Origin of the sequence: Pseudactinotalea sp. HY158, from assembly GCF_009660225.1 — a bacterium.
Taxonomy (GTDB): Bacteria; Actinomycetota; Actinomycetes; order Actinomycetales; family Beutenbergiaceae; genus HY158.
The window spans coordinates 2,827,116-2,846,954 of the sequence record NZ_CP045920.1 but is presented as its reverse complement, the minus strand read 5'-3'; the positions used below and the strand labels follow the sequence as shown (position 1 = coordinate 2,846,954).

Below are 19,839 nucleotides of genomic sequence, written 5' to 3'. Positions count from 1 at the left end.
TCCGCATGCGCGAGTTGGCGGGACTCGGCCGTAGCCGGCCCAGATGGCCCCCGGTTGGCGCGATGGGTGTGTACGATTCTGACTTGGTTGCCAACGGGATCAACGACATGGAGCATGCCCACAGGCTGGTCACCCGCGCCGAGGCCATTCGGGCCGGAGAGCGCGAGACCCGCCCGCTCGATGAGCTGATGTCCGCGATGGAGATCAGCCGTGAGGAGCTGGACGCGGCGCCCGATCGCGCCCGCATGTGGAGTGTTCGGGTAGCTGACTGATTCCGGTGGCAGCGGAATGGGGCACATACCCGAACGGAGGTGACGTAGCCCGCCTTGCGGAGGGACCCGGTGGTGAGGGCCCGCACCGGACTGCTCGACGCGCTCGACGCGCTCGACGCGTTGGCGGCGCGCGTCAGCGCTTGCCGGGCTTGTCTGCGGTCGACCCGCCATTTAGAGTAGGTAGGTACCTACATTGACGGAGGTGTGGCTGTGACGACTATGAGCGCACGTGACTTCAATCGCGACGTCAGTGCCGCCAAGCGGGCGGCCGATCATGGCCCGGTGATCATCACCGACCGGGGGCGGGCAGCCTACGTTCTGCTGGCGGCCCCGGCCTACGAGCAGCTCATCGATAAGCGTTCCATCGTCGATTGGCTGCAGGTGGATGACGATATCGAGTTCGAACCCGCCCGGCTGACGTCGGTGCCGCGAGCTGCAGACCTGTGAGCTTCCTACTCGACACCAACGTTGTCAGCGAGTTGCGGAAGCGTCCCGGAGTGGTGGACCCGCACGTGCTGGCGTGGGCGCAGCGGCAGCCCGCTCATGACCTGTACGTCAGCGTGGTCACCGTGCTCGAGATCGCGCTGGGTGTCGCGCGAGTCGAGCGCCGCGATCCGCGGCAGGGTGCTGTGCTGAGGGAGTGGATGGAGTCGGGTGTGCTGGCCGGATTCGCCGGCCGCATCCTGGTAGTGGATGTCGATGTGGCGCTGAGTGCCGCGCAATTTCACGTTCCCGATCCTCGCCCCGAGCGCGATGCGTTGATCGGGGCCACGGCGAGCGTCCACGGCCTCACAGTCGTCACGCGAAACGTCCAGGATTTCCAGCCCACCGGAGTCGCTGTGCTGGATCCCTGGGCACACGGCCGGTAGCCGCCCAGATCGACGACACCCGCAACCACTGTGTGCCAGTAAGGGTAAGGCGCGTTGGGCGACTGCGATGGACCTCGTGTGTACTGACGCAGTCAATGAGTCCGCCGCCCGCACCGCGACGTACGTCCGTTCCGCATGGCCTACGGCGCACCCCGTTGGCGGACCGGGGGAGCGGGGACACGCGGATCCTTCCCTACGGGCACCAGGTCAACGGAAGGTGTGTGGAGGTTTCAACCGCATCGTGCGAGAATCCGGGGTGCGCCCGGCTCAACGCGAGTGAGTCCGGGCGCATCGCCCAGGTCCTAGGGTTCCTGTACGCCTGCATCCATCACGGCGGCCGATGCCTGCGAGCAATCGGGCTTGTCGGGCCGCTCTTGCGTGGTCGGATCGAGCGCTGCGCTTGATGTACCTACGCGGAGGCTCACGAAAGGTCGTCCGGCGAACCTGGCGGCGCCCACGGCGCAGAACGACTGCCCGCGGGTCAGGGTGAGGGCGGTGGGCCCGTAGCGAGCAGCGCGAGCGAAACTTGTGCTCGACGTCGGCGTTCGACAGGAACGTAGGACCACGCTGGATGGTCGTCGGGTAGCGCTCGTGCGAGGTTCCGTATCCTGCGGGCATCGGAGCCTGTCCACAGCTCGGGCGACTCGAGGAGCGCATCGGCGTCCTCGACTGTGGCTGCAAGCATGGCGCCGTCGAGCAGGTGACGATCTCGGTCTCGTGAGTCGACGCGGTAGGCGCCTCCCTTGAGCGTGAGAGCGCCGAGGACGTCGGGGATGCTGATCGTCACCTCGTCAGATGTCTCTGCGGATAGGTGCAGGTTCACCGTCTTGCGGAGCGCCGATGTCCCTCCTGGCGCCTCGACGACGGCTTGATGTCCGACGCGATCGGCGATGGCGCGCGGCCCCGCGTGGTCGGCAATGAGGACGTCGATGACGCGACCGTCCTCGGAGCGGATGAATCGATGTGCAGGGTCCCGACGATCGTTGGGCTCGACTAGCCGGTACCCGAGTCTGCGTAGGCCGGCGCAGGCGGTACTCCAGCTGATCGCGCCAGTCTCGACGTGGAGGACGACGTCGATGTCCTCGGTGGGGCGGGCCACAGTCAGGCCCGCATGGAGCACGTGGGCCTGCACCATCAGGCCGCCGACGAGGGTCCACGATCCATGAGGTAGATGGTGGGCGAGGTCGGGCAGCTGCGGCCACGGCTCTGGCAGTGCGTCGACGCGATGCTCCAACCGCCAGACAGGCCGCTTCATCGAGCGAGCCGTTCGGCAAGGACCTCCAGCGCCGCGCCGCGTTCGCGGACCCCCCACCGCTCGGCGAGATCGAGAGCGGCAGTGACGATCCCGGTGGTCGGCTCCTGGTCGGTGCAGTGGATGAGGACTTCTCCCTCCGCGTCGGCTTCGAGGCCGAAGCGGTGCTGCAGCCGTTGCCATTGGTCGTCCACGACGTATCCCTCGATGCGACCGCCGTCGACGGCGACCAGACCGAACTGCGCGGCGATGTCGCGCCGAGCGAGCAGTGACTCACCGGAGAGTGAGAGCTCGTCGCGCAGCTGGTCTCTCGTGCGTCGTGTCTGGCTGCCCCGCCACAGTTGCGCCCGGCGACTGGTGAGGCGAACCAGTTCAGCCGCGTTGCAACTGCGTAGCCGGCCTCGCAGCCGAGACAACGAGGAGCCGGTGAGTCTCTCGGTCCTACCGGTCTCGAGCAGATCGACCGCCGCCCACGCCGTGTGGGTCGCCCACGTTCGACCACGGCGTGCAGCGGCGGCTGTAGTGAGTGCGGAGTCATCCAGGAGATTGCTGGAACCGACTCGACGCACCACCTGCAGGCGGCCCGCTTGCGCGAGCCGTTGCACCTGCCGCACGGAGACGCCCAGGCGTGCCGCGACTTCCGTCGTCGTCATCTCCATGTCAGTAATAGTCGCACGAACGACTATATGTGTCAATGTTCGAATCGAAGCGCGCGGCGCTGCTCGATGGGGCGTGCTCCCCCAAATCCCGCCGAACGTTCTCGCCACGCCGGGCCGCTTGGCCGCGTCTCACGCCCGGGCCGATAGGTTGACCCCGAGGCCGGGGGCGTTCCCAGCCTCGGGGGGTTTCTCCACAGCGGAGTGCCCGCGAGGAGGCAGGCGTGACCACGCAGGAATGGGCGATCTCGACCCGCGGCCTACGCAAGTCCTATCCGGGCGTGCGCAGGCGGGTCGCCGTCGACGGGCTCGACCTGAACGTGCCCGCGGGCGGCGTGCACGGGTTCCTCGGGCCGAACGGCTCGGGCAAGACCACCACGATCCGGATGGTGCTCGGCCTCGTGCGCCCCGACTCGGGGGAGATCACGGTGCTCGGGAAGCCGGTGCCGGCCGCGCTGCCCGAGGTGATCGCCAAGGTCGGCGCGATCGTCGAATCGCCCAAGTTCTTCCCCAACTTCTCCGGGCGGGCGAACCTCGAACTCCTTGCCGACGCGATCGGCGCCCCACGCCCGCACGTCGCCGAGGTGCTCGCCCAGACCGGGCTGTCCGACCGCGCCGGCGACCACTTCGGCACCTACTCCCTCGGAATGAAGCAGCGGCTCGCGATCGCCGCCACGCTGCTCAAGCGACCCGAGGTGCTGATCTTCGATGAACCCACGAACGGCCTCGACCCCGCCGGCATCCACGACGTGCGCGCCACCATGCGCGCACTCGCCGACGAGGGCCGCACCGTGCTCGTGAGCAGTCACATCCTCGCCGAGGTCGAACAGATCGCCGACACGGTCTCGATCATCGGCCGCGGCCGGCTCATCGCCGGCGGCACCGTGGCGGAGATCATCGGCGCACGCACGGCCACGATCCGGATCCGCGTGGCCGAACCCGAGCGCGCCGTGGCCGTGCTCGCCGGCGCCGGGCACGCGGCCCGGCTCGACCACGGCACGATCCACGTCGACTCCGGCGACGACCCCGCCGTCCTCAACGAACTGCTGGCCGCCCACGGCCTGTTCGCGAGCGAACTCCTCGCCGAGCGCCCCGGCCTCGAATCGGTGTTCCTCGACCTCACCCGGGAGGCCGAGCTCGGTCTCCCGCGCCGCCGGGATCGCCGCGGCGGCGTGGCCCCGTCGAAGGAGGCCGGCGCATGAGACTCCTGCGGGTGGAACTACGCCGGCTGCGGCTGCGCGGACTCGTCCGGATCGCGAGCGTGCTCGGGCTGCTCGGGGCGATCCTCCTCGTGGGGATCGCGGTCCTCGACGCCCGACCGGCGACCGCGGAGGACATCGCCTGGGCCGAGCAGATGTACCAGGAGGAGCGGGCCAACTGGGAGGAGCACGGGCAGGAGCAGATCGAGCAGTGCGAGCTGGCCGAGGCCTCCGAATCCGAGATCGCGGGTGAACAACTCGACTTCGGCTGCGACGACATGGAGCCACGGCTCGAGTGGTACCTGCCGCCCGACCCGGTCCTGACCGACTACCTGGCCTCCGCGATCCGGCCGTTCACGATCCTGCTCACGCTCCTGATCGGCCTGCTCATCGGCGCCACGGCGATCGCCGCGGAGTTCGGGGCCGGCTCGATGTCGACGCTCCTCACGTTCGAACCCCGGCGCCGGCGCGTCTATCTCGCGAAGACGGGCGCTGCCGTCCTCGGCACGATCCCGCTCGGCCTCGTCATGGTCGCGCTGACCTTCGGCGGGGTGTGCACGGTCTTCGCCCTGCGCGGCCTCGAGGCCGACGTGCCGAGCTCGGTCATCTGGTCGTGGGTCCGGCTCGTCGCCGTGCTGCCCGCGGCCGCCGCCGTCGGCGCGGTGGTCGGGTTCCTGCTGCGCTCGACCGCCGCCGTGCTCGGCACCGCCGTGGGCTACGTCATCGCCGTCGAGGCGATCGTTCGCTTCAACGTGCCCGCCCTGGCGCCCTGGATCCCCGGGGTCAACCTCGCCGGCTGGGTGAGCGGCGGCACGACCTACTACCTCCAGGAATGCACGCGCTCCTCCGCGGGCCTCATGTGCGAGGCGGTCGAGCAGTCGATCTCCTTCGGGTGGAGCGCCGGATTCCTCGCCGTCCTGCTCGCCGTGCTCGTGACGCTCGGGGGCTGGAACTTCGCCCGCCGCGACGTGAACTGACCCCATACCGGGCATGCCCGGGCGAATGGACGACGCAGCTCGCCTCGGCCGTTCGCCTCGCGCCCGTGGTCGCTTCGGCCGATGCCGCGTACCGTGGAGACGGGCCGGGTTGCGGCCCGGGAAGTGACGAGTGAGAGGCGAGGCGTGGGATGAGCATCGGACGATTCGCACTGAGGGTCACGATCGGTGGCCTCTTCGTGGGCCATGGGCTCCAGAAGCTCACGGGCTCCTTCGGCGGGCCCGGCCTCGCGGGGACCGAGCAGATGATGACCTCACTCGAGCTGTACCCGCCGCACCTGCAGGCGCTCGCCGCCGGCGCGACGGAGACGGCCGCCGGGGCGATGCTCACCGCGGGCCTGCTCACCCCGATCGCCTCCGCGGGACTGGTCGGCGTCATGACGACCGCCATCCGCACGGTTCATGCCCCGAACGGCCTGTGGAACGCCAAGGGCGGCTGGGAGTTCAACGCGGTGATGATCGCGGCGGCCCTCACGCTCGCGGAGGAGCCGGGCCGCGGCTCACTCGACGCCGCCTTCGGCCGGGCACGGTGGGGATCGACGTGGGCCGTCGCCGCGCTCGTGGGCGGCATGCTCGCCTCGACCGCCACCATCGCGGTGGGCCGCAGGATGGCCCGCGCGGCCGCCGAGCACGAGGAGACCGCCGAGGGCGCCTAGGAGTCGGCGTCATGGCGAAGCGGTGCGCCTGGCCACGATCTGCGCGACCGAGCGGGCCATCGCCGCGGGGCGGCGCCGGACGTCCTCCGTCGTGAAATGCACCATGTGCCATCCGAGCGCGGCGAGACGCCGATCGCGCCGACGGTCACGCTCCTGCTGATCTGCCGAGGAGTGATAGGCGGCGCCGTCGACCTCGACCCCGACCATGGTGGCGAGGTCGACGAAGTCGATCCGGAACTCTTCGCGCCCGCCGTCGAGCACGACGTGCTGCGGCTCGAGCGCGAGCCCCACCGCCCGGAACGCCTCGACGGCCTGAGCCTCGAGGCCCGAGTCCAGCCGGTCGTCCAGGGCGATGAGCACCTGCGACAGGACGCCCGCGCCGCGGCGCCGGCTCACCGCCGAGGCGGCGATCCGAAGCTGTTCGGTGCTCACCTTCTCGGAGCGGAGGCAGTCGTAGAGGACGGCTCGCAGCCGATCCGCGCCGAGAGCGCCCGCGAGGTCGACGATCGTCCGGGCCACGGAGGTTGCAGGGTGACCGGCGGCCGACTGCGTGAAGCCCTCGATCCTGCGGGATCGGACATAGCGCACTCCCGGCCCGGACCGACGCGTGGACTCGTGCGGGATCGTGATCCACACGTCCCCGGAGGGCAGCCGGACGCCCAGCCGCAGCAGCCGCGCGGCCGTGACGTGACTGAACACCGAGCCGGGCGGGGCGTGGAGCAGCGCGGCGACGGCGATCGTCATCCGCGTGAGCGGCGCGGCCGAGACTCGATAGACGCCCGGGTGCATCGCGACCCACTCTCGGCGGGCCACCCGGCCATCGATCTGGCGGGTGCTCAGGCCGCACTCGCGTGCTTGACCGCGGGTGACGAGGCCGGCCTGCACACACGTGATCGCGGCGAGCGCGTCGAGCGGGGACGGCGGTGCTGATTCGACCATGATCCCGATTCAGTCGGAGATCGCCGTCGTCCGCCTCTCCGGCGGGGCGAGCTGTGGATGCCGGTGCATCACGACCCGTATGTGGGCGGCCGGGCCGGTGATGTGGGTGGCTGGGACCACTTCCCGGGTGGTCGGGGCCACCCGGTGCGTCGCGGCCGGTGATGTGGGTGGCTGGGACTACTCCCCAGGTGGTCGGGGCCACCCGGTGTGTCGCGGCCGGTGATGTGGGTGGCTGGGACTACTTCCCGGGTGGTCGGGGCCACCCGGTGCGTCAGAGCCGGATCGGGTCGACGAGCACGTACGCCTCCCGCCGCACCCACCATTGCCGCCGGGACCGCAGCTCGGCCCACGTGCTGTAGCGGTAGTCGAACACCCGCGCGCGCACCCAGGCCGGGCGGGCGCCGTCCATAGGATCGTGGGCGAGGAGGCGCAAGGTGGCGGGATCGGCCTGCAAGAGCCGGCGGAGGAGCCGCTCGAACCAGCGCAGCTGGGCGCGCGAGCCGAGGGCGAGGAACCACATGCCCCAGTCGAGCCGCAGGTGGTACGGCGCGAATTGCCGGGGAAGGCGGTGCGGATCGCCCGGCTTGCCGCGGAAGCCGTACTCGTGCCACGTCGCCGCGGCCGGATCGGGGTCGGCGGTGGCCTCGATGACCACCTCGCGGCGCCGGCGCGTGATCGACCCGAACGCGCCGTAGGCACCCACGAGATGCCAGCGGTTGAAGGCGGCGTTCATGCGCTGCCGGCGGCTCAGCAGGTTCGCCACCGGGCGCGGGCTGAGCACGAGCACGAGAACCCCGAGGGCCACGGACACGAGCGCGAGCGTGACCGCGGCTGCGCCCGGAGGCGGAAGTGGAGCGGCCGCGCCACCGAGGACCGAGTCGCCGACCGCCGCGAACGCCAGCAGCATGGTGAGCCAGTTGAGCCAGGCGAAGTTCCCCGAGGCCACGAGCCACAGCTGCGTGGCGATCACGGCCGCCGCGGCCCACGTGGCGATCGGCTGCGGGGCGAACAGGAGCCACGGCACCCCGAGCTGCACGACGTGGTTCGCCGCGACCTCGACCCGATGGAGCGGCCTGGGCAGATGATGGAAGAACCAGCTGAGCGGCCCGGGCATCGGCTGGGTCTCATGGTGAAAGTCGAGGGCGGTGAGATCCCGCCAGACCCGGTCGCCGCGGAGCTTGATCATCCCCGCCCCGAACTCCACCCGGAACAGCAGCCAGCGGAACGCGACGAGCGTGATCACCGGCGTGCCCACGTCGCCGGACCCGAGGAATACCGCGAGGAAGCCCGCCTCGAGCAGCAGCGACTCCCAGCCGAACCCGTAGAAGACCTGCCCGGCGTTGACGATCGAGAGATAGAGGCCGTAGAGCGCGCCGAAGACGAGCGCCGGCGCCCACCACGGGCCCAGTTGCGGCACTCCGACGACGACGGCGAGCGCGAGGACGAGGCCGGACCGGGCGACCACGCGCAGCAGCCGGTCGGAGTAGCGCCCATGGAACAGGCTCGGTGCGCGCCGCCGCCCCGCCGCCCGGAGGAAGTCGCGCGCGGGCAGCAGCCCGTGCTCACCGAGGAGCGCCGGGAACTGCCGGTCCGCGGCGAGGAACGCGACGGCGTAGATCGCGGCGATGCCCCGCTGCAGCACGGCGCGGGCGAGATCGGCGTCGGCGGTCAGCAGGCCGCCGGCGAGCCACTGCGCGTCCATCCTCCGCACCCACCCTTCGGCCGTCCGGATCGTGCCCGCCTCGACCGTACTGCGCGCGCGGGCGGCCGGGTAGCCGCCCGCGGCCCTCAGCCCATCGCCGCGGCCGTGAGTTCCACGGAGTGCAGCCGCTCGGTCGCACTCGGGCCCTGGTGCGCGAGGATGAGCTCGTCGGCACCGGTGTCGGCCGCGAAGCCGTGCAGGAAGTCGGCGACCCGGCCGGGGGTGCCGGCGGCCGTGTAGCGCAGGTTCTCGTGCACGAGGCGCCCGTGCGGAGAGTCGAGCACGAGGTCGGCCTCCGCATCCGGTACGGGGTCGGTGCGGCCGAGCACGATCGTGACCCAGCGCCGCCGCAGCGTGAGCAGCTGCTGCGCGGCCGCCTCCTCGGAGTCCGCGGCGAGCACGTTCGCGGCCGCGATCACGTAGGGGCGCTCGCACTGCGGCGAGGGCCGGAACTCGGCGCGATAGGCGGCGACCGCGTCGGTCAGGGCCGCGGGCGCGAAGTGGGAGGCGAACGCGTACGGCAGGCCGAGGGCCGCGGCCAGCCGGGCCCCGAACAGGGAGGAGCCCAGGATGTACACGGGCACGTTCGTGCCGGCACCCGGGGTGGCCCGGATGCCCTCGACGAGGCTCTCCCCGCTCAGGTAGCCCTGCAGCTCCTGCACGTCGCGGGGGAAGGTCTGGGCGGCGGCGGGCCCGCGGCGCATCGCGAGCATCGCGTTGCGGTCGGTCCCGGGTGCCCGGCCCAGGCCCAGGTCGATCCGGCCCGGGTGCAGCTCGGCGAGCGTGCCGAACTGCTCGGCGATCACGAGCGGGGCGTGGTTGGGCAGCATCACCCCGCCCGAGCCGAGGCGGATCGTGGCGGTGTGGGCGGCGACGTGGGCGATGAGCACCGCCGGGGCCGCCGAGGCGATGAGGGCGTTGTTGTGGTGCTCGGCGTACCAGACCCTGTGGTAGCCGCAGCGTTCCGCGGCCCGGGCGAGGTCGACGCTGGCCGCGAGGGCATCCGCCACCCGTTCACCGCGGCCGACGGAGGCCAGATCGAGGATCGACAGGGGACCCCGGAATTCACTCACCTCGTCAGTCTGACACGGGGATCGGCGCGGCCGGCGCGGGCCTCAGCGGAAGCGCTGGACCGCCCGGTCGGCGTAGCGGGCGAGCTCCGCGATGGCCTCGTGGGAGGGCTGGGCGAGCAGCTCGGGCAGCGGGCCGCGGTCGACGAGGCGGCCCTCGGCGAGGAACACGACCTCCGGGCACAGCCGGTTCACGAGTTCCAGGTCGTGGCTGGCCACGAGCAGCGAGGTGCCCAGGCGCTCGACCGTGCCGCTGAGCGAACGGGCGATCTGCCCGCGGGCGGTCGGGTCGACGGCGGTGAGCGGCTCGTCGAGCACGAGGATCTCCGGGCGGGTCGCCAGCGCCACCGCGAGCGAGACCCGCTGCCGTTCCCCGCCCGAGAGTGAGACCATCGACCGGGTCAGATACCGGGGCTCGAGCCCGACGGCGTCGAGCATCTCCGCCGGTTCCACCGAGTGGGTGCGTCCGCCCCGGCGCGCCCGTGCCGCCGCGTTCTTCAGCCGGGCCTTCGGGGTGTCCCGCGGGTCGGTGATCGTGAGCGAATACTGCGACATGAACCGAACCGCGGCCTTGAAGTGCTTACCCTCCTTGCCGCGCAGCTTGTAGACGCCGCGGCCGTCGAAGGTGGCCCGGCCGCCGCCGGGCCGCATCACCCCGGCGAGCAGGTCGAGCAGCGTGGTCTTGCCGGCCCCGGAGGCGCCGACGAGCCCGAGCGGCGCCTGTCCCGCCTCGATGCTCAGGTCGACGCCCGCGAGCACCGGCAGGCCGGGATAGGAGAAGTGGACGTCGGCGGCGGTGAGGCTGGAGGGGGCGGCCATGGGGCTCCTTGTCGCGGGAACGGGCGTCCTCACTCTAACCGCGCGCGACCACGAATCCGGTGCGCATCCCTGTGACGGGGTGTGAATGCGCACCGACGGTCCGGTCGCCGGGTTCGTGCGACCGGACCGTCGATGCGTGGGACGGTGGGGCCGCCTACGTCGTCGCGGGGCGGCGGGTCTCGGAACTGATGAACCAGGCCTGCTGCTCGAGCCGGGCGATGTACTCGTGGAGGATGTCCGAGGTGCTCGGATCGGCCTTGTCCACGGAATCGTGGACCGCGCGCATCGTCGCGACCGTTCCCTCGATCGCGCGCACGGCGAGGTCGACGGCATCGGACGTGAGGATCTCACCCCGAGGCACCTCGGGCAGCGTCGAGTCGCCGGCGACGGTCGTGCTCCGGGCGTCCGGGGTCGCGTGCAGCGCCCGCATCCGCTCGGCGATGTCGTCGGATCCCTCCCGGGCGATCGCGACCACCTCGTCCATGTTCAGGTGCAGGTCGCGGAAGTTCGGGCCCACGAGGTTCCAGTGGATCTGCTTGCCCACGAGGTGCAGGTTCACCAGGTCGACGAGAACGTGCTGCAAGTCGTCCCGGAGGGAGGCGGGCGCGACGAACCCGTGCTCGGCGTTCTCCTCGGTCGTCGTGGCCGCGGGGGTCTTCGATGCGTTGGCCATTCTTCCTCCAAGTCTCGTGACGGTGCGGGCGGGGACGCCGGCGACTCATGGAGCCACGCCCTCCTCATTCACGCTTGCACACCGTGATCCCGCTGACAACGGGGCGGACGGCTCGGGATCCTCGTCTAGGATCGATGCGGTCGATCAGAGGAGGAACCATGTGTCAGCGCATCTCGTGCGAGGCCTGCGCCAAGCCGACCTGGCAGGGCTGCGGCGAGCACATCGAGGAGGCCCTCGAGGGCGTCGCACCGGCGGATCGCTGCGTCTGCCCGCGCTGACGCTCGAGGAGATCAGTCCGGGATCGGGCCGAGGAGTGCGGTCGCCCACGACGCGTGGGTGGACTCCTCGCTGCTCGGATGGAAGATCCCGGCCGCCACGTCGCGGTAGAGCCGCGAGAGCTCGTTCCGCGTGAAGTAGGAGCCGCCGCCGCTCAGGCGCATCGCCGCGTCGACCACCCGCCGGGCCGTCTCCGTGGCGTGGATCTTGACCGCGGACAGCCGCGGAAACCACAGGTCGCCGTGGTCCGCGGCCCCGGGGAGGCCCTCGACGTCCCGCGCGATCGTGGTCAGGTGCACGAGCGCCTCGTCCAGGTCCATCGCGGCCGCGGCGACGGCCTTGCGGATCGTCGGGTTGTGCGCGTAGGGGGTGCCGCCGGCCGCCTTCGAGGTGCGCCGGGCCACCGCCTCGATCGCGAGGTCGAGGGCCCGCTGGGCGATCCCCGCATAGACCGAGGCGACGAGGATCTCGAAGTTCGCGAAGATCCCGAAGACGAGCGGATCCGGGTTCGGGCCGGGAACGAGTCGGCGCAGCACCCGTTCCGGCGGGGCGTAGGCGCCGTCGAGGATCGTGGTGCACGACTGCGAGGCCCGCATGCCGAGGGTGTCCCAGTCGCTCTTGACCTCGAAGCCGCCGCCCGCCCGGTCGACGAACGCGTACACGTTGCGCGGATCGCCCGGGTCGGTGGAGTCGAGGCCGAACGTGCCGAGCTTGGTCCAGCCGGGGGAGTTCGACGTGAAGATCTTCGTGCCGTGGAAGGTGTAGCCGCCGCCCGCCACGGGGCGCGCCTCGCTCGAGGATCCGAGCAGCACGAGGTCGTTCCCGGGCTCCGAGATCCCGAATCCGAAGACCTCCCCGGCCGCCGCGTCCGTGAACAGCCAGTCGAGGCCGGCGTCTCCGCGGGCGCGGACGGTGCGGGCCACGCCGACCCAGACCTGGTGCATGTTGACCGAGAGCGCGGTGGCGGGGGCGGCGCCGGCCAGCCGCATCTGCACCTGGGTCATCTCCGGCAGCGTGAGCCCGCCGCCGCCGAACTCGGTGGGCACGAACAGGCGCAGGTAGCCGGCGCCGGCAAGGTCGGCGAGGTCCTCGGCGAAGAAGGTGTTGGTGCGGTCGTATTCCGCCGCCCGGGCGTGGATCCGGTCGAGCAGGTCGTCGGTGAGGCTCATGGATCGAACGTACCGCGCGGCACCGACGGCGTCAGCATCTGCCCAGTGCCGGCATCTGCCCGGTGTCAGGACGGTGTCAGGACGGCGCGAGGACGGCGTGAGGACGACGGTGCTCGCCCGTCCGCGCATCCCATCCGCTCGTAGGGGGATCGCGGGGGTGCCGTTCGGATGCGTCCGCAGGCGCCCCGACGCGACCCTGAGACGCTCTCGAGACGCTCTGGAGATGCCCGGGAGCTGTCCCGCGGCGCCCCGGGAGGCGTGTGACGAAAGTGACGAACGGGGCTGGTGGGGACGTGAATTGACGGTGAATCTGCCAAAACGCCGTGGAAACTGGACAAGATGGCGGGTCCGGGCCGTAATGTCGGCATCGGCGCCTCCCGTTCGGGACGCCGTCCGAACCATGAGAGGGAGACTCCCAGTGTCCGTCAACCGCACCGAGCTCGTTGCCGCCATCGCCGACAAGGCCGGCCTGACCAAGACCCAGGCCGACGCCGCCGTGGCCGCCCTGCAAGAGGTCCTCACGTCCTCGCTGTCCGATGGCGAGGCCGTCAAGATCACCGGCCTGCTCAGCGTGGAGCGCGTCGAGCGCAAGGCCCGCACCGGCCGCAACCCCCGCACGGGTGAGGAGATCCAGATCCCCGCCGGCTTCGGCGTCAAGATCTCCGCCGGCTCGGCCCTGAAGAAGGCCGTCACCGCCTGAGTCACCGCCACGACACCGGCCCGGGAGTTCCCTTCCCGGGCCGGTTCGTTGTGTTCGGGGCCCATCGCGGGGTGGGCGGATGTCCCCGCTGCGGGTGGCGGCCGGGCGACGTAGACTGGAGGGCATGAGTGAGCACCAGCCCCCCGTCGATCCGCTCGAATCCGGCCGTACCCAGGCAGGCACGGGCGTGCTCGAGCGGGAGGAACTGCGCGAGCAGGCGGCCCCGGGGGACGCCGAGCGCTATGCCCACTACGTGAAGAAGGAGAAGATCACGTCCGCCTCGGTCACGGGCGGCCCGGTCGTGGCGCTGTGCGGGAAGGTGTGGTCTCCCTCGCGCGACCCGAAGAAGTATCCCGTGTGCCCGGCGTGCAAGGAGATCTTCGAATCCCTCGGCAAGCACGGCGAACACGGTGACGGCGCCGGCGGGTTCTTCGGCTTCGACGGCACCACCAAGTGAACTCGCCGCTCACGAGCGGCCTGGCCCAGCGGGACGGAGCGCACGGCGCCGCCCGCGATCCGGGATCGCCCTCGGCCAGCGCCGCCTCGAACCTCTCCCCGGCCTATCCGGCCCGGGCCGCGTGGGGAACCGCCGGCAGCCTGCGCGCCTGGCAGGCCGCGGCACTGGCCGCGTACCTGGAGCGGCAGCCGCGCGACTTCCTCGCGGTCGCCACCCCCGGGGCCGGGAAGACGACCTTCGCGCTGCGGGTGGCCGCCGAGCTCATCGCCGCGGGCGTCATCCGCCGCATCGCCGTGGTCGCCCCGACCGAGCACCTCAAGACCCAGTGGGCCGACGCGGCCGCCCGCGTGGGCATCATGATCGACCCGAACTTCCGCAACGCCCAGGGCCGCCACGGGGCCCAGTTCACCGGCGTCGCCCTGACGTACGCCCAGGTCGCCGCGAACCCGGCGCTGCACCGGGCCCGCACGGAGGCCGAACGCACGCTCGTCATCCTCGACGAGGTGCACCACGGCGGCGACGCTCTCACCTGGGGCGACGGCATCCGCGAGGCGTTCGACCCGGCCACCCGCCGGCTCTCGCTCACCGGCACCCCCTTCCGCTCGGACACCGCCCCGATCCCGTTCATCACCTACACCCCGGACTCCGCGGGCATCCGCCGTTCCCAGGCCGACCACACCTACGGCTACTCCGACGCCCTGCGCGACGGCGTGGTCCGGCCCGTGCTGTTCATGTCGTATTCCGGCGCGATGCGCTGGCGCACCCGGGTGGGCGACGAGATGAGCGCGAGCCTCGGCACACCCATGACCAAGGATCTGGCCGCCCAGGCCTGGCGCACCGCGCTCGACCCCCAGGGCGAGTGGATCCAGAGCGTGCTCGCCGCGGCCGACCGGCGCCTGACCGAGGTCCGCCGCGGCATGCCCGACGCCGGGGGCCTCGTGATCGCCACCGACCAGGACGCCGCCCGCGCCTACGCCGCCCACCTGCGCCGCATCACCGGCGAGGCGCCCGTGGTCGTGCTCTCCGACGACCCGTCCGCCTCGAAGAACATCGAGGTGTTCAACGGCGGCGACCAGCGCTGGATGGTTGCGGTGCGGATGGTCTCCGAGGGCGTCGACGTGCCCCGCCTCGCCGTCGGCGTCTACGCGACCGCGACCGCCACCCCGCTCTTCTTCGCCCAGGCGGTCGGCCGGTTCGTGCGCGCCCGCCGCCGCGGCGAGACCGCCTCGATCTTCCTGCCGTCGGTGCCCGTGCTCCTCGGCCTCGCCGGCGAGCTCGAGGCCGAACGCGACCATGCCCTCGACCGCCCCGAGAAGGAGGGCGACGGGCTCTTCGACGACGAGGCGCTCGCCGAGGCGAACCGCGCCGAGTCCGCCTCGAGTGACCTGCTGCCGGGGTTCGCGGCCCTCGAGGCGAACGCCTCCTTCGACCGGGTGCTCTTCGACGGCGGCGAGTTCGGCCTCGGCGGGGAGGTCGGCTCCGAGGAGGAGCAGGACTTCCTCGGCATCCCCGGCCTGCTCGACCCCGACCAGGTGGCCACGCTGCTGCGCAGCCACCAGGCCGAGCACGCGAAGCGCCGTCCGGCCGGCTCACCTGCCCAAGCCGGCCAAGCCGGTCAAACACAGTCCGCGAGCCCGGCCGTCGATCACCGCAAGCTCGCGGAGCTCCGCAAGGAGCTCAACTCGCTCGTGTCGGCCTGGGCGAGGCGCTCGGGAAGCCCACACGGCGTCGTCCATACGCGCCTGCGTGAGCACAGCGGCGGGGCGGAGGTCGCGACGGCCTCCCAGGAGCACCTGGAGAAGCGCATCGCCCAGGTGCGCCGCTGGTTCCTCGGCAAGAAGTGAGCTAACGGTCGGCCGTGTCGGCGCGCACGGCCGCCGGCGCGGGATCGCTCGCGGCGGCGATCCGCCGGGAGGGCCACCACAGGTGCCGGCCGAGCTCATGGCCGAGCGCCGGCACGAGCACGCTGCGCACCAGCAGCGTGTCGATGAGCACGCCGAAGGCCACGATGAAGGCCAACTGCAGCAGGAACATGATCGGTATGACGGCGAGCGCGGCGAACGTCGCCGCGAGCACGAGGCCCGCCGAGGTGATCACCCCGCCGGTGATGGCCAGGCCCCGGTTCATCCCCTCCCGCGCGCCATGGTGCAACGCCTCCTCCCGGACCCGGGTCATGAGGAAGATGTTGTAGTCGATGCCGAGCGCGACCAGGAACACGAAGCCGAAGAGGGGGACGGCCGGATCGGCTCCGGGCAGGTCGAACACGTGGTCGAAGACCAGCGCCGAGATCCCCAGCGTGGCGGCGAAGGAGAGCACCACGGTTCCGATGAGGAGGACGGGCGCCACGACCGCACGCAACAGCAGCATGAGAATGACCAGGATCACGAGCAACACGATCGGGATGATGAGGGTGCGATCGCGGATCGACGCGTTGTTGGAGTCGAGATCGGTCGCGGTGGGCCCGCCGATGGCCGCGCGATCGCCGAGGTCGGAGCGCAACTGCCGGATCACGTCCTCGGCGGCGGCCGAGTCGGCCGGATAGGCGAGGGTCGCCTGCAGGAGCACGTCGCCGTCATCGACTGTCGGGTCCGGTGCAGGAGTCCCGGGCGGGCCGATCGGCTGGACGCCGTCGGCCGTGACCGGTGCGGTGCCGCTGGGGGAGTCGGCGGCGGTGACCGCGACCGAGGCCACGCCCTCCGTCCCGAGGAGCGCATCGGTGACGTCTTGCAGCTCACCCTCGTCGGCGATGACATAGGCGGGGCTTCCCGATCCGCCCGGGAAGTGCTGTCCGAGTGCCGCCTGGCCGTCCCGGGCCTCGGAGGAGCCGAGCACGAGGTCCGACTGCGGCACGCCCTTCGCCTCGAGCTGCGTGAGCCCGAGGGTGCCGGCGAGGAGCGCGAGCGTGACCACGATCCAGATCGGCCGGGCGTGGCGGGCGACGTAGCGGGGCAGCCGGGCCCACACGCCACGTGCGGGCAGGTGCGCGACCTGAGGATCGACGTCGTCGCCGATCGGCTGCGGGCGCCGGGGCCAGAAGGCGGACCTGCCGAAGGCCATGAGGAGCGAGGGGAGGAGCGTGAGCGCGGAGGCCATGGCGAAGACGATGCCGATCGAGGCGATCGGGCCGAGCGACCGGTTCGACTGCAGGTCGCTCAGCAGCAGGCACAGGAGACCGGCGATGACCGTTCCTCCGGAGGCCGTGATGGCGGCGATCGAGCCGCGCCACGCCGCCTTGGTCGCGGCCCAGCGCGTGTCGTGATCACGCAACGTCTCGCGGTACCGGGAGACGTAGAGCAGGGCATAGTCGGTGGCTGCGCCGATGACGAGGATGAACAGGATCCCTTGGGTCTGACCGCTGAGCAGGACGATGCCGGCCTTGGCGAGCCACCAGACGGTCAGCAGCGCGACGCACAGCGCGAAGGTGCTCGTGACGAGCACGATGATCGGCAGCAGCGGCGACCGGTAGACGACGACGAGGATGAGGAAGACGGCGATGACCGCGACGAGCAGCAGCAACCCGTCGATTCCGCCGAACGCCTCGACGAGGTCGCCGGCGAAGCCGGCCGGGCCGGTGACGTAGCTCGTGAGCCCGCCGGGCAGCGTGGCGGCGAGCTCGGCGCGCAGGGCCTCCACGGCGGCGTCCACCTCGGAGTCGGCGTCGAGGGGGACGAAGATCTGCACGGCCAGCCCGTCCTCGGAGGGGATCGGCGGGCTGACGGCGCCGGCCACCTCCGGGAGGCCGGCGAGGTCCTGGGCGAGGGTCCGAATGTCGGCCAGGTCGGCGGAGTCCAGCTTCTGTTGGCTGGTGATGAGGACGATCGCGGGGATGGCGTCCTCACCGAGGAAGTCGGGGAGCCGGTTCTGGACCGTCGTCGCCTCGGCACTCGTGGGCAGGAAGGCGGTGGAGTCGTTCGAGGAGACCTCGCTCACCTTGCCGAAATACGGGCCGCCGATGCCCGCACCGGCGAGCCAGACGAGGATGATGAGCGCCGGGATCACGACCCGGAGGGCGTGGAAGCGGTGGCCCCCGGTCGTGGGGGAATCCGTCGGGGGGCTCGAGGAGGAGGTGGGCATCGCGGGCCTTCGGTCGAGTAGGTAGAAAGCTCACACTATAGATTACTAGCTTGGCTAGCAATCTCCCCGGTTAGTAATGTGACGCGGCTAGTATCGTGTGATGGATGCCGCCGAACCCGGCGAGCCGGCGTCGGATGCTGGCGAGCTGCGAATGCACGACCCCCGGGTCATCGACTCTCGCGGCCGGCTCATCGACGTCGACGGCACCGACGAGGAGCAGGTGGCGGGAGCGGTCGAGGTACTCAACGCCCTCTTCCGCTGGCGCAGGGCCGAGCAGCGGGTGAGCGAGGCCTCTGCGCGCTACATGCGGTTGTCGGCCACGGACATGCGAGCCGTGCGGTATCTCATCGTCGCCGCCGATGCCGGGACGACGGTGACGGCCCGAGACATCGCCGAGCACCTCGGCATCTCGAGCGCGTCGACCACGAAGCTGCTCGACCGGATGGAGGCCGGCGGGCATATCCGGCGGCAGCCGCACCCGAGTGACCGGCGCGCGCTCGCCATCGTCGTGACGGACGCCACCCGGGTGGCCGCCGAGCGGACGATCGGGCGCGAGCATGCTCGCAGATTCCGGCTCGCCGCCGACCTCGGCCCGGACGAGCGCGCGGCGGTCATCGGCTTCCTCGACTCCTTGAGTCGGACGGCCGAGGACGAGTGGGGCGAGGGTTGAGGCGTGCGAGCCGCCCGGACAACACCGTGGCGAACGTGCACCAGCCCGCGTAGGCGCCCAGCGCGATCACCTTCCCCCGACCGGTCGGTGCGGCGCGCCGGGCGATGTCGGCGGAGCTGGCCGCGAGGGCACCTGCCACGATGGTCGCGGCACGGAGCCGGTGGAATCGGAAGAACACGGCCGACCAGCCGGCGTTGAGCGCCAGGTTGATTCGGAGTGCGCGGGCGAACGCGCGGCTCGCACGGGCGTCGCCGGCTTCTGCCAGTTCCCTGATCGTCGCGGTGGAGGAGGCCCAGATCGCTCCGTACAGCGTCGTCCACGCGAGCGGGAAGACCGCCGCCGGCGGCTGGAGGGCAGGCTTGCGAAGCGTGCGATACCACCGCCCGTCCGGCTCGGTCGCCCACGACCCGACTACCGCGGCGGCCGCGACCCCGGCTCCCACCGCCGCGGCCGTGCGGCCCCACCGCTTCGGATCGACCCCCTCGGCGGCGATCCGGATGGCGTCATCGAAGCCGGTCGGCCCGCCCGGTGGCGCGCCGAGCAACTCGTCGGCGTCCTCGTCGTTCTTGACTGCATCGTGGATGATGCTGCCGACGAGCGGCTTGGCGATGCAGGCGGCCACGGGCGTGACCAGGCCGACCCAGTGGCTCGCCAGCGCAGGGGTGAGCACCGGTACCACGAGGATCCGGCGCGGCAGCAATCCGGTCACCTGGGCATAGCGCTTCATCATCTCCCGGTAGGTGAGCACCTCGTCCATTCCGAGGTCGATGGAGCGGTTCACCTCGTCCGGAAGGGAGGCGGCGGCCACGAGATAGTGGATGACATCGGCGGTGGCGATCGGCTGCACCCGGTTGTCGAGCCAGCGGGGCGCGACCGCCACGGGCAGGCGTTCGGTCAGGTGGCGGAGCATCCTGAAGGAGATCGACTGCGGGCCGAGGACGATGCCGGCTTGCAGCACCGCGGCCGGCACCCCCGAGTCGAGGAAGACCTTGCCGACCTCGGCCCGCGAGCGCATGTGGTCCGACAACGGTCGGTCCGTCGGGTGGAGGCCGCTCAGGTACACGACCCGCGAGACTTGGGCCTCCTCGGCGGCGCGTGCGAAGCCGCGCGCGAGCTCCAGGTCGCGGCGCAGGAAGTCGCCCCGGTCGTCCATCGAGTGCAGCAGGTAGTAGGCGCACGTGACTCCGTCGAGTGCCGCCTGCAGGCGTTCGTTGTCGGTGGCGTCGCCGTGCACGACGTCGACCCGATCGCGCCAGTCGGGATGGAGCTTGGCGGGGTTGCGGGCCAGCACGCGGACCCGCCAGCCTCGGTCGAGGAGGGCCGGTACGAGGTGGCCGCCGATGAAGCCGGATGCTCCCGTGACGAGTGCGAGATCGGTGGACATGGGACCG

The 19,839-nt window shown here is 71.5% G+C and carries 20 protein-coding genes; 10 read left to right on the top strand and 10 right to left on the bottom strand.

What is annotated here, in order from left to right; translation table 11 throughout:
• The first annotated feature begins 83 nt into the window (after window positions 1-83).
• The 3 genes from GCE65_RS12470 to GCE65_RS12460 all read left to right on the top strand — a co-directional run bounded on the left by GCE65_RS12470 (window position 84) and on the right by GCE65_RS12460 (window position 1,141).
• Window positions 84-272, top strand: coding sequence for a hypothetical protein (locus tag GCE65_RS12470; protein WP_153878627.1), 189 nt, complete (start codon window positions 84-86; stop codon window positions 270-272).
• 219 nt (window positions 273-491) lie between these two features.
• Window positions 492-719 carry a type II toxin-antitoxin system Phd/YefM family antitoxin gene (locus GCE65_RS12465; RefSeq protein WP_153878626.1) on the top strand — a complete coding sequence of 76 codons (228 nt, stop codon included), beginning with the start codon at window positions 492-494 and terminating at the stop codon, window positions 717-719.
• Window positions 716-1,141, top strand: coding sequence for a type II toxin-antitoxin system VapC family toxin (locus GCE65_RS12460; protein ID WP_153878625.1), 426 nt, complete (start codon window positions 716-718; stop codon window positions 1,139-1,141). The genes GCE65_RS12465 and GCE65_RS12460 overlap by 4 nt, the downstream gene beginning before the upstream one ends.
• A gap of 481 nt (window positions 1,142-1,622) precedes the next feature.
• Here GCE65_RS12460 and GCE65_RS12455 read toward each other — a convergent pair whose 3' ends face one another.
• Both GCE65_RS12455 and GCE65_RS12450 read right to left on the bottom strand, forming a co-directional pair.
• Entirely contained in the window at window positions 1,623-2,396 is a 774-nt protein-coding gene (locus tag GCE65_RS12455) for a hypothetical protein (protein WP_153878624.1), read from the bottom strand.
• Entirely contained in the window at window positions 2,393-3,052 is a 660-nt protein-coding gene (locus tag GCE65_RS12450) for an excisionase family DNA-binding protein (protein WP_153878623.1), read from the bottom strand. Before GCE65_RS12450 ends, GCE65_RS12455 begins: the two co-directional genes overlap by 4 nt.
• Before the next feature lie 221 nt (window positions 3,053-3,273).
• Here GCE65_RS12450 and GCE65_RS12445 point away from each other — a divergent pair, with 221 nt between their 5' ends.
• From GCE65_RS12445 to GCE65_RS12435, 3 genes are all read left to right on the top strand, one after another.
• Window positions 3,274-4,251: an ABC transporter ATP-binding protein gene (locus GCE65_RS12445; RefSeq protein WP_153878622.1), complete on the top strand. Its 978-nt coding sequence runs from the start codon at window positions 3,274-3,276 to the stop codon at window positions 4,249-4,251.
• Window positions 4,248-5,225 (top strand): ABC transporter permease subunit, encoded by a 978-nt coding sequence (locus GCE65_RS12440; protein ID WP_153878621.1) that lies wholly within the window; start codon window positions 4,248-4,250, stop codon window positions 5,223-5,225. Before GCE65_RS12445 ends, GCE65_RS12440 begins: the two co-directional genes overlap by 4 nt.
• A gap of 149 nt (window positions 5,226-5,374) precedes the next feature.
• Complete coding sequence (locus GCE65_RS12435; protein WP_152909421.1) at window positions 5,375-5,899, top strand: DoxX family protein; 525 nt, start codon at window positions 5,375-5,377, stop codon at window positions 5,897-5,899.
• 9 nt (window positions 5,900-5,908) lie between these two features.
• Here GCE65_RS12435 and GCE65_RS12430 read toward each other — a convergent pair whose 3' ends face one another.
• The 6 genes from GCE65_RS12430 to GCE65_RS12405 form a co-directional block, all read right to left on the bottom strand.
• On the bottom strand, window positions 5,909-6,838 hold the full coding sequence (locus GCE65_RS12430) for a DUF559 domain-containing protein (protein WP_153878620.1): 930 nt from the start codon (window positions 6,836-6,838) through the stop codon (window positions 5,909-5,911).
• A 271-nt stretch (window positions 6,839-7,109) separates the two neighbouring features.
• The gene (locus GCE65_RS12425) at window positions 7,110-8,540 is read right to left on the bottom strand and encodes a lipase maturation factor family protein (protein ID WP_153878619.1); all 1,431 of its coding nucleotides are present in this window, start codon (window positions 8,538-8,540) and stop codon (window positions 7,110-7,112) included.
• Between the two features lie 86 nt (window positions 8,541-8,626).
• Window positions 8,627-9,613: an LLM class flavin-dependent oxidoreductase gene (locus GCE65_RS12420; protein ID WP_194928701.1), complete on the bottom strand. Its 987-nt coding sequence runs from the start codon at window positions 9,611-9,613 to the stop codon at window positions 8,627-8,629.
• Between the two features lie 42 nt (window positions 9,614-9,655).
• The gene (locus tag GCE65_RS12415) at window positions 9,656-10,429 is read right to left on the bottom strand and encodes an ABC transporter ATP-binding protein (RefSeq protein ID WP_153878618.1); all 774 of its coding nucleotides are present in this window, start codon (window positions 10,427-10,429) and stop codon (window positions 9,656-9,658) included.
• A 154-nt stretch (window positions 10,430-10,583) separates the two neighbouring features.
• Window positions 10,584-11,102: a Dps family protein gene (locus GCE65_RS12410; protein WP_152909425.1), complete on the bottom strand. Its 519-nt coding sequence runs from the start codon at window positions 11,100-11,102 to the stop codon at window positions 10,584-10,586.
• A 290-nt stretch (window positions 11,103-11,392) separates the two neighbouring features.
• Window positions 11,393-12,547, bottom strand: coding sequence for an acyl-CoA dehydrogenase family protein (locus GCE65_RS12405; protein ID WP_152909426.1), 1,155 nt, complete (start codon window positions 12,545-12,547; stop codon window positions 11,393-11,395).
• A 418-nt stretch (window positions 12,548-12,965) separates the two neighbouring features.
• On the opposite strand from GCE65_RS12405, the gene GCE65_RS12400 reads away from it, so the two are divergent.
• The 3 genes from GCE65_RS12400 (at window position 12,966) to GCE65_RS12390 (ending at window position 15,548) form a co-directional block, all read left to right on the top strand.
• The gene (locus GCE65_RS12400) at window positions 12,966-13,247 is read left to right on the top strand and encodes an HU family DNA-binding protein (protein WP_153878617.1); all 282 of its coding nucleotides are present in this window, start codon (window positions 12,966-12,968) and stop codon (window positions 13,245-13,247) included.
• A gap of 124 nt (window positions 13,248-13,371) precedes the next feature.
• Window positions 13,372-13,704, top strand: a complete 333-nt coding sequence (locus tag GCE65_RS12395; RefSeq protein ID WP_153878616.1) for a DUF3039 domain-containing protein — start codon at window positions 13,372-13,374, stop codon at window positions 13,702-13,704.
• 20 nt (window positions 13,705-13,724) lie between these two features.
• The gene (locus GCE65_RS12390) at window positions 13,725-15,548 is read left to right on the top strand and encodes a DEAD/DEAH box helicase (protein WP_153879270.1); all 1,824 of its coding nucleotides are present in this window, start codon (window positions 13,725-13,727) and stop codon (window positions 15,546-15,548) included.
• A 1-nt stretch (window position 15,549) separates the two neighbouring features.
• Here GCE65_RS12390 and GCE65_RS12385 read toward each other — a convergent pair whose 3' ends face one another.
• A complete protein-coding gene (locus GCE65_RS12385) occupies window positions 15,550-17,778 on the bottom strand; it encodes an MMPL family transporter (RefSeq protein ID WP_153878615.1) in 2,229 nt (742 codons plus the stop codon).
• Between the two features lie 100 nt (window positions 17,779-17,878).
• On the opposite strand from GCE65_RS12385, the gene GCE65_RS12380 reads away from it, so the two are divergent.
• A complete protein-coding gene (locus tag GCE65_RS12380; protein ID WP_228759943.1) occupies window positions 17,879-18,448 on the top strand; it encodes a MarR family winged helix-turn-helix transcriptional regulator in 570 nt (189 codons plus the stop codon).
• On the opposite strand, the gene GCE65_RS12375 is transcribed toward GCE65_RS12380, so the two are convergent.
• Window positions 18,390-19,832 carry a tryptophan-rich sensory protein gene (locus GCE65_RS12375; protein ID WP_153878614.1) on the bottom strand — a complete coding sequence of 481 codons (1,443 nt, stop codon included), beginning with the start codon at window positions 19,830-19,832 and terminating at the stop codon, window positions 18,390-18,392. The genes GCE65_RS12380 and GCE65_RS12375 overlap by 59 nt on opposite strands.
• Between the last annotated feature and the right edge of the window lie 7 nt (window positions 19,833-19,839).

Excerpts from the sequence above, each read along its gene's own strand:
- GCE65_RS12465 (WP_153878626.1), top strand. The coding sequence starts at position 492 with ATGAGCGCACGTGACTTCAATCGCGACGTCAGTGCCGCCAAGCGGGCG.
- GCE65_RS12455 (WP_153878624.1), bottom strand. The coding sequence starts at position 2,396 with ATGAAGCGGCCTGTCTGGCGGTTGGAGCATCGCGTCGACGCACTGCCA.
- GCE65_RS12450 (WP_153878623.1), bottom strand. The coding sequence starts at position 3,052 with ATGGAGATGACGACGACGGAAGTCGCGGCACGCCTGGGCGTCTCCGTG.
- GCE65_RS12440 (WP_153878621.1), top strand. The coding sequence starts at position 4,248 with ATGAGACTCCTGCGGGTGGAACTACGCCGGCTGCGGCTGCGCGGACTC.
- GCE65_RS12435 (WP_152909421.1), top strand. The coding sequence starts at position 5,375 with ATGAGCATCGGACGATTCGCACTGAGGGTCACGATCGGTGGCCTCTTC.
- GCE65_RS12430 (WP_153878620.1), bottom strand. The coding sequence starts at position 6,838 with ATGGTCGAATCAGCACCGCCGTCCCCGCTCGACGCGCTCGCCGCGATC.
- GCE65_RS12425 (WP_153878619.1), bottom strand. The coding sequence starts at position 8,540 with ATGGACGCGCAGTGGCTCGCCGGCGGCCTGCTGACCGCCGACGCCGAT.
- GCE65_RS12415 (WP_153878618.1), bottom strand. The coding sequence starts at position 10,429 with ATGGCCGCCCCCTCCAGCCTCACCGCCGCCGACGTCCACTTCTCCTAT.
- GCE65_RS12410 (WP_152909425.1), bottom strand. The coding sequence starts at position 11,102 with ATGGCCAACGCATCGAAGACCCCCGCGGCCACGACGACCGAGGAGAAC.
- GCE65_RS12405 (WP_152909426.1), bottom strand. The coding sequence starts at position 12,547 with ATGAGCCTCACCGACGACCTGCTCGACCGGATCCACGCCCGGGCGGCG.
- GCE65_RS12395 (WP_153878616.1), top strand. The coding sequence starts at position 13,372 with ATGAGTGAGCACCAGCCCCCCGTCGATCCGCTCGAATCCGGCCGTACC.
- GCE65_RS12385 (WP_153878615.1), bottom strand. The coding sequence starts at position 17,778 with ATGCCCACCTCCTCCTCGAGCCCCCCGACGGATTCCCCCACGACCGGG.
- GCE65_RS12380 (WP_228759943.1), top strand. The coding sequence starts at position 17,879 with ATGGATGCCGCCGAACCCGGCGAGCCGGCGTCGGATGCTGGCGAGCTG.
- GCE65_RS12375 (WP_153878614.1), bottom strand. The coding sequence starts at position 19,832 with ATGTCCACCGATCTCGCACTCGTCACGGGAGCATCCGGCTTCATCGGC.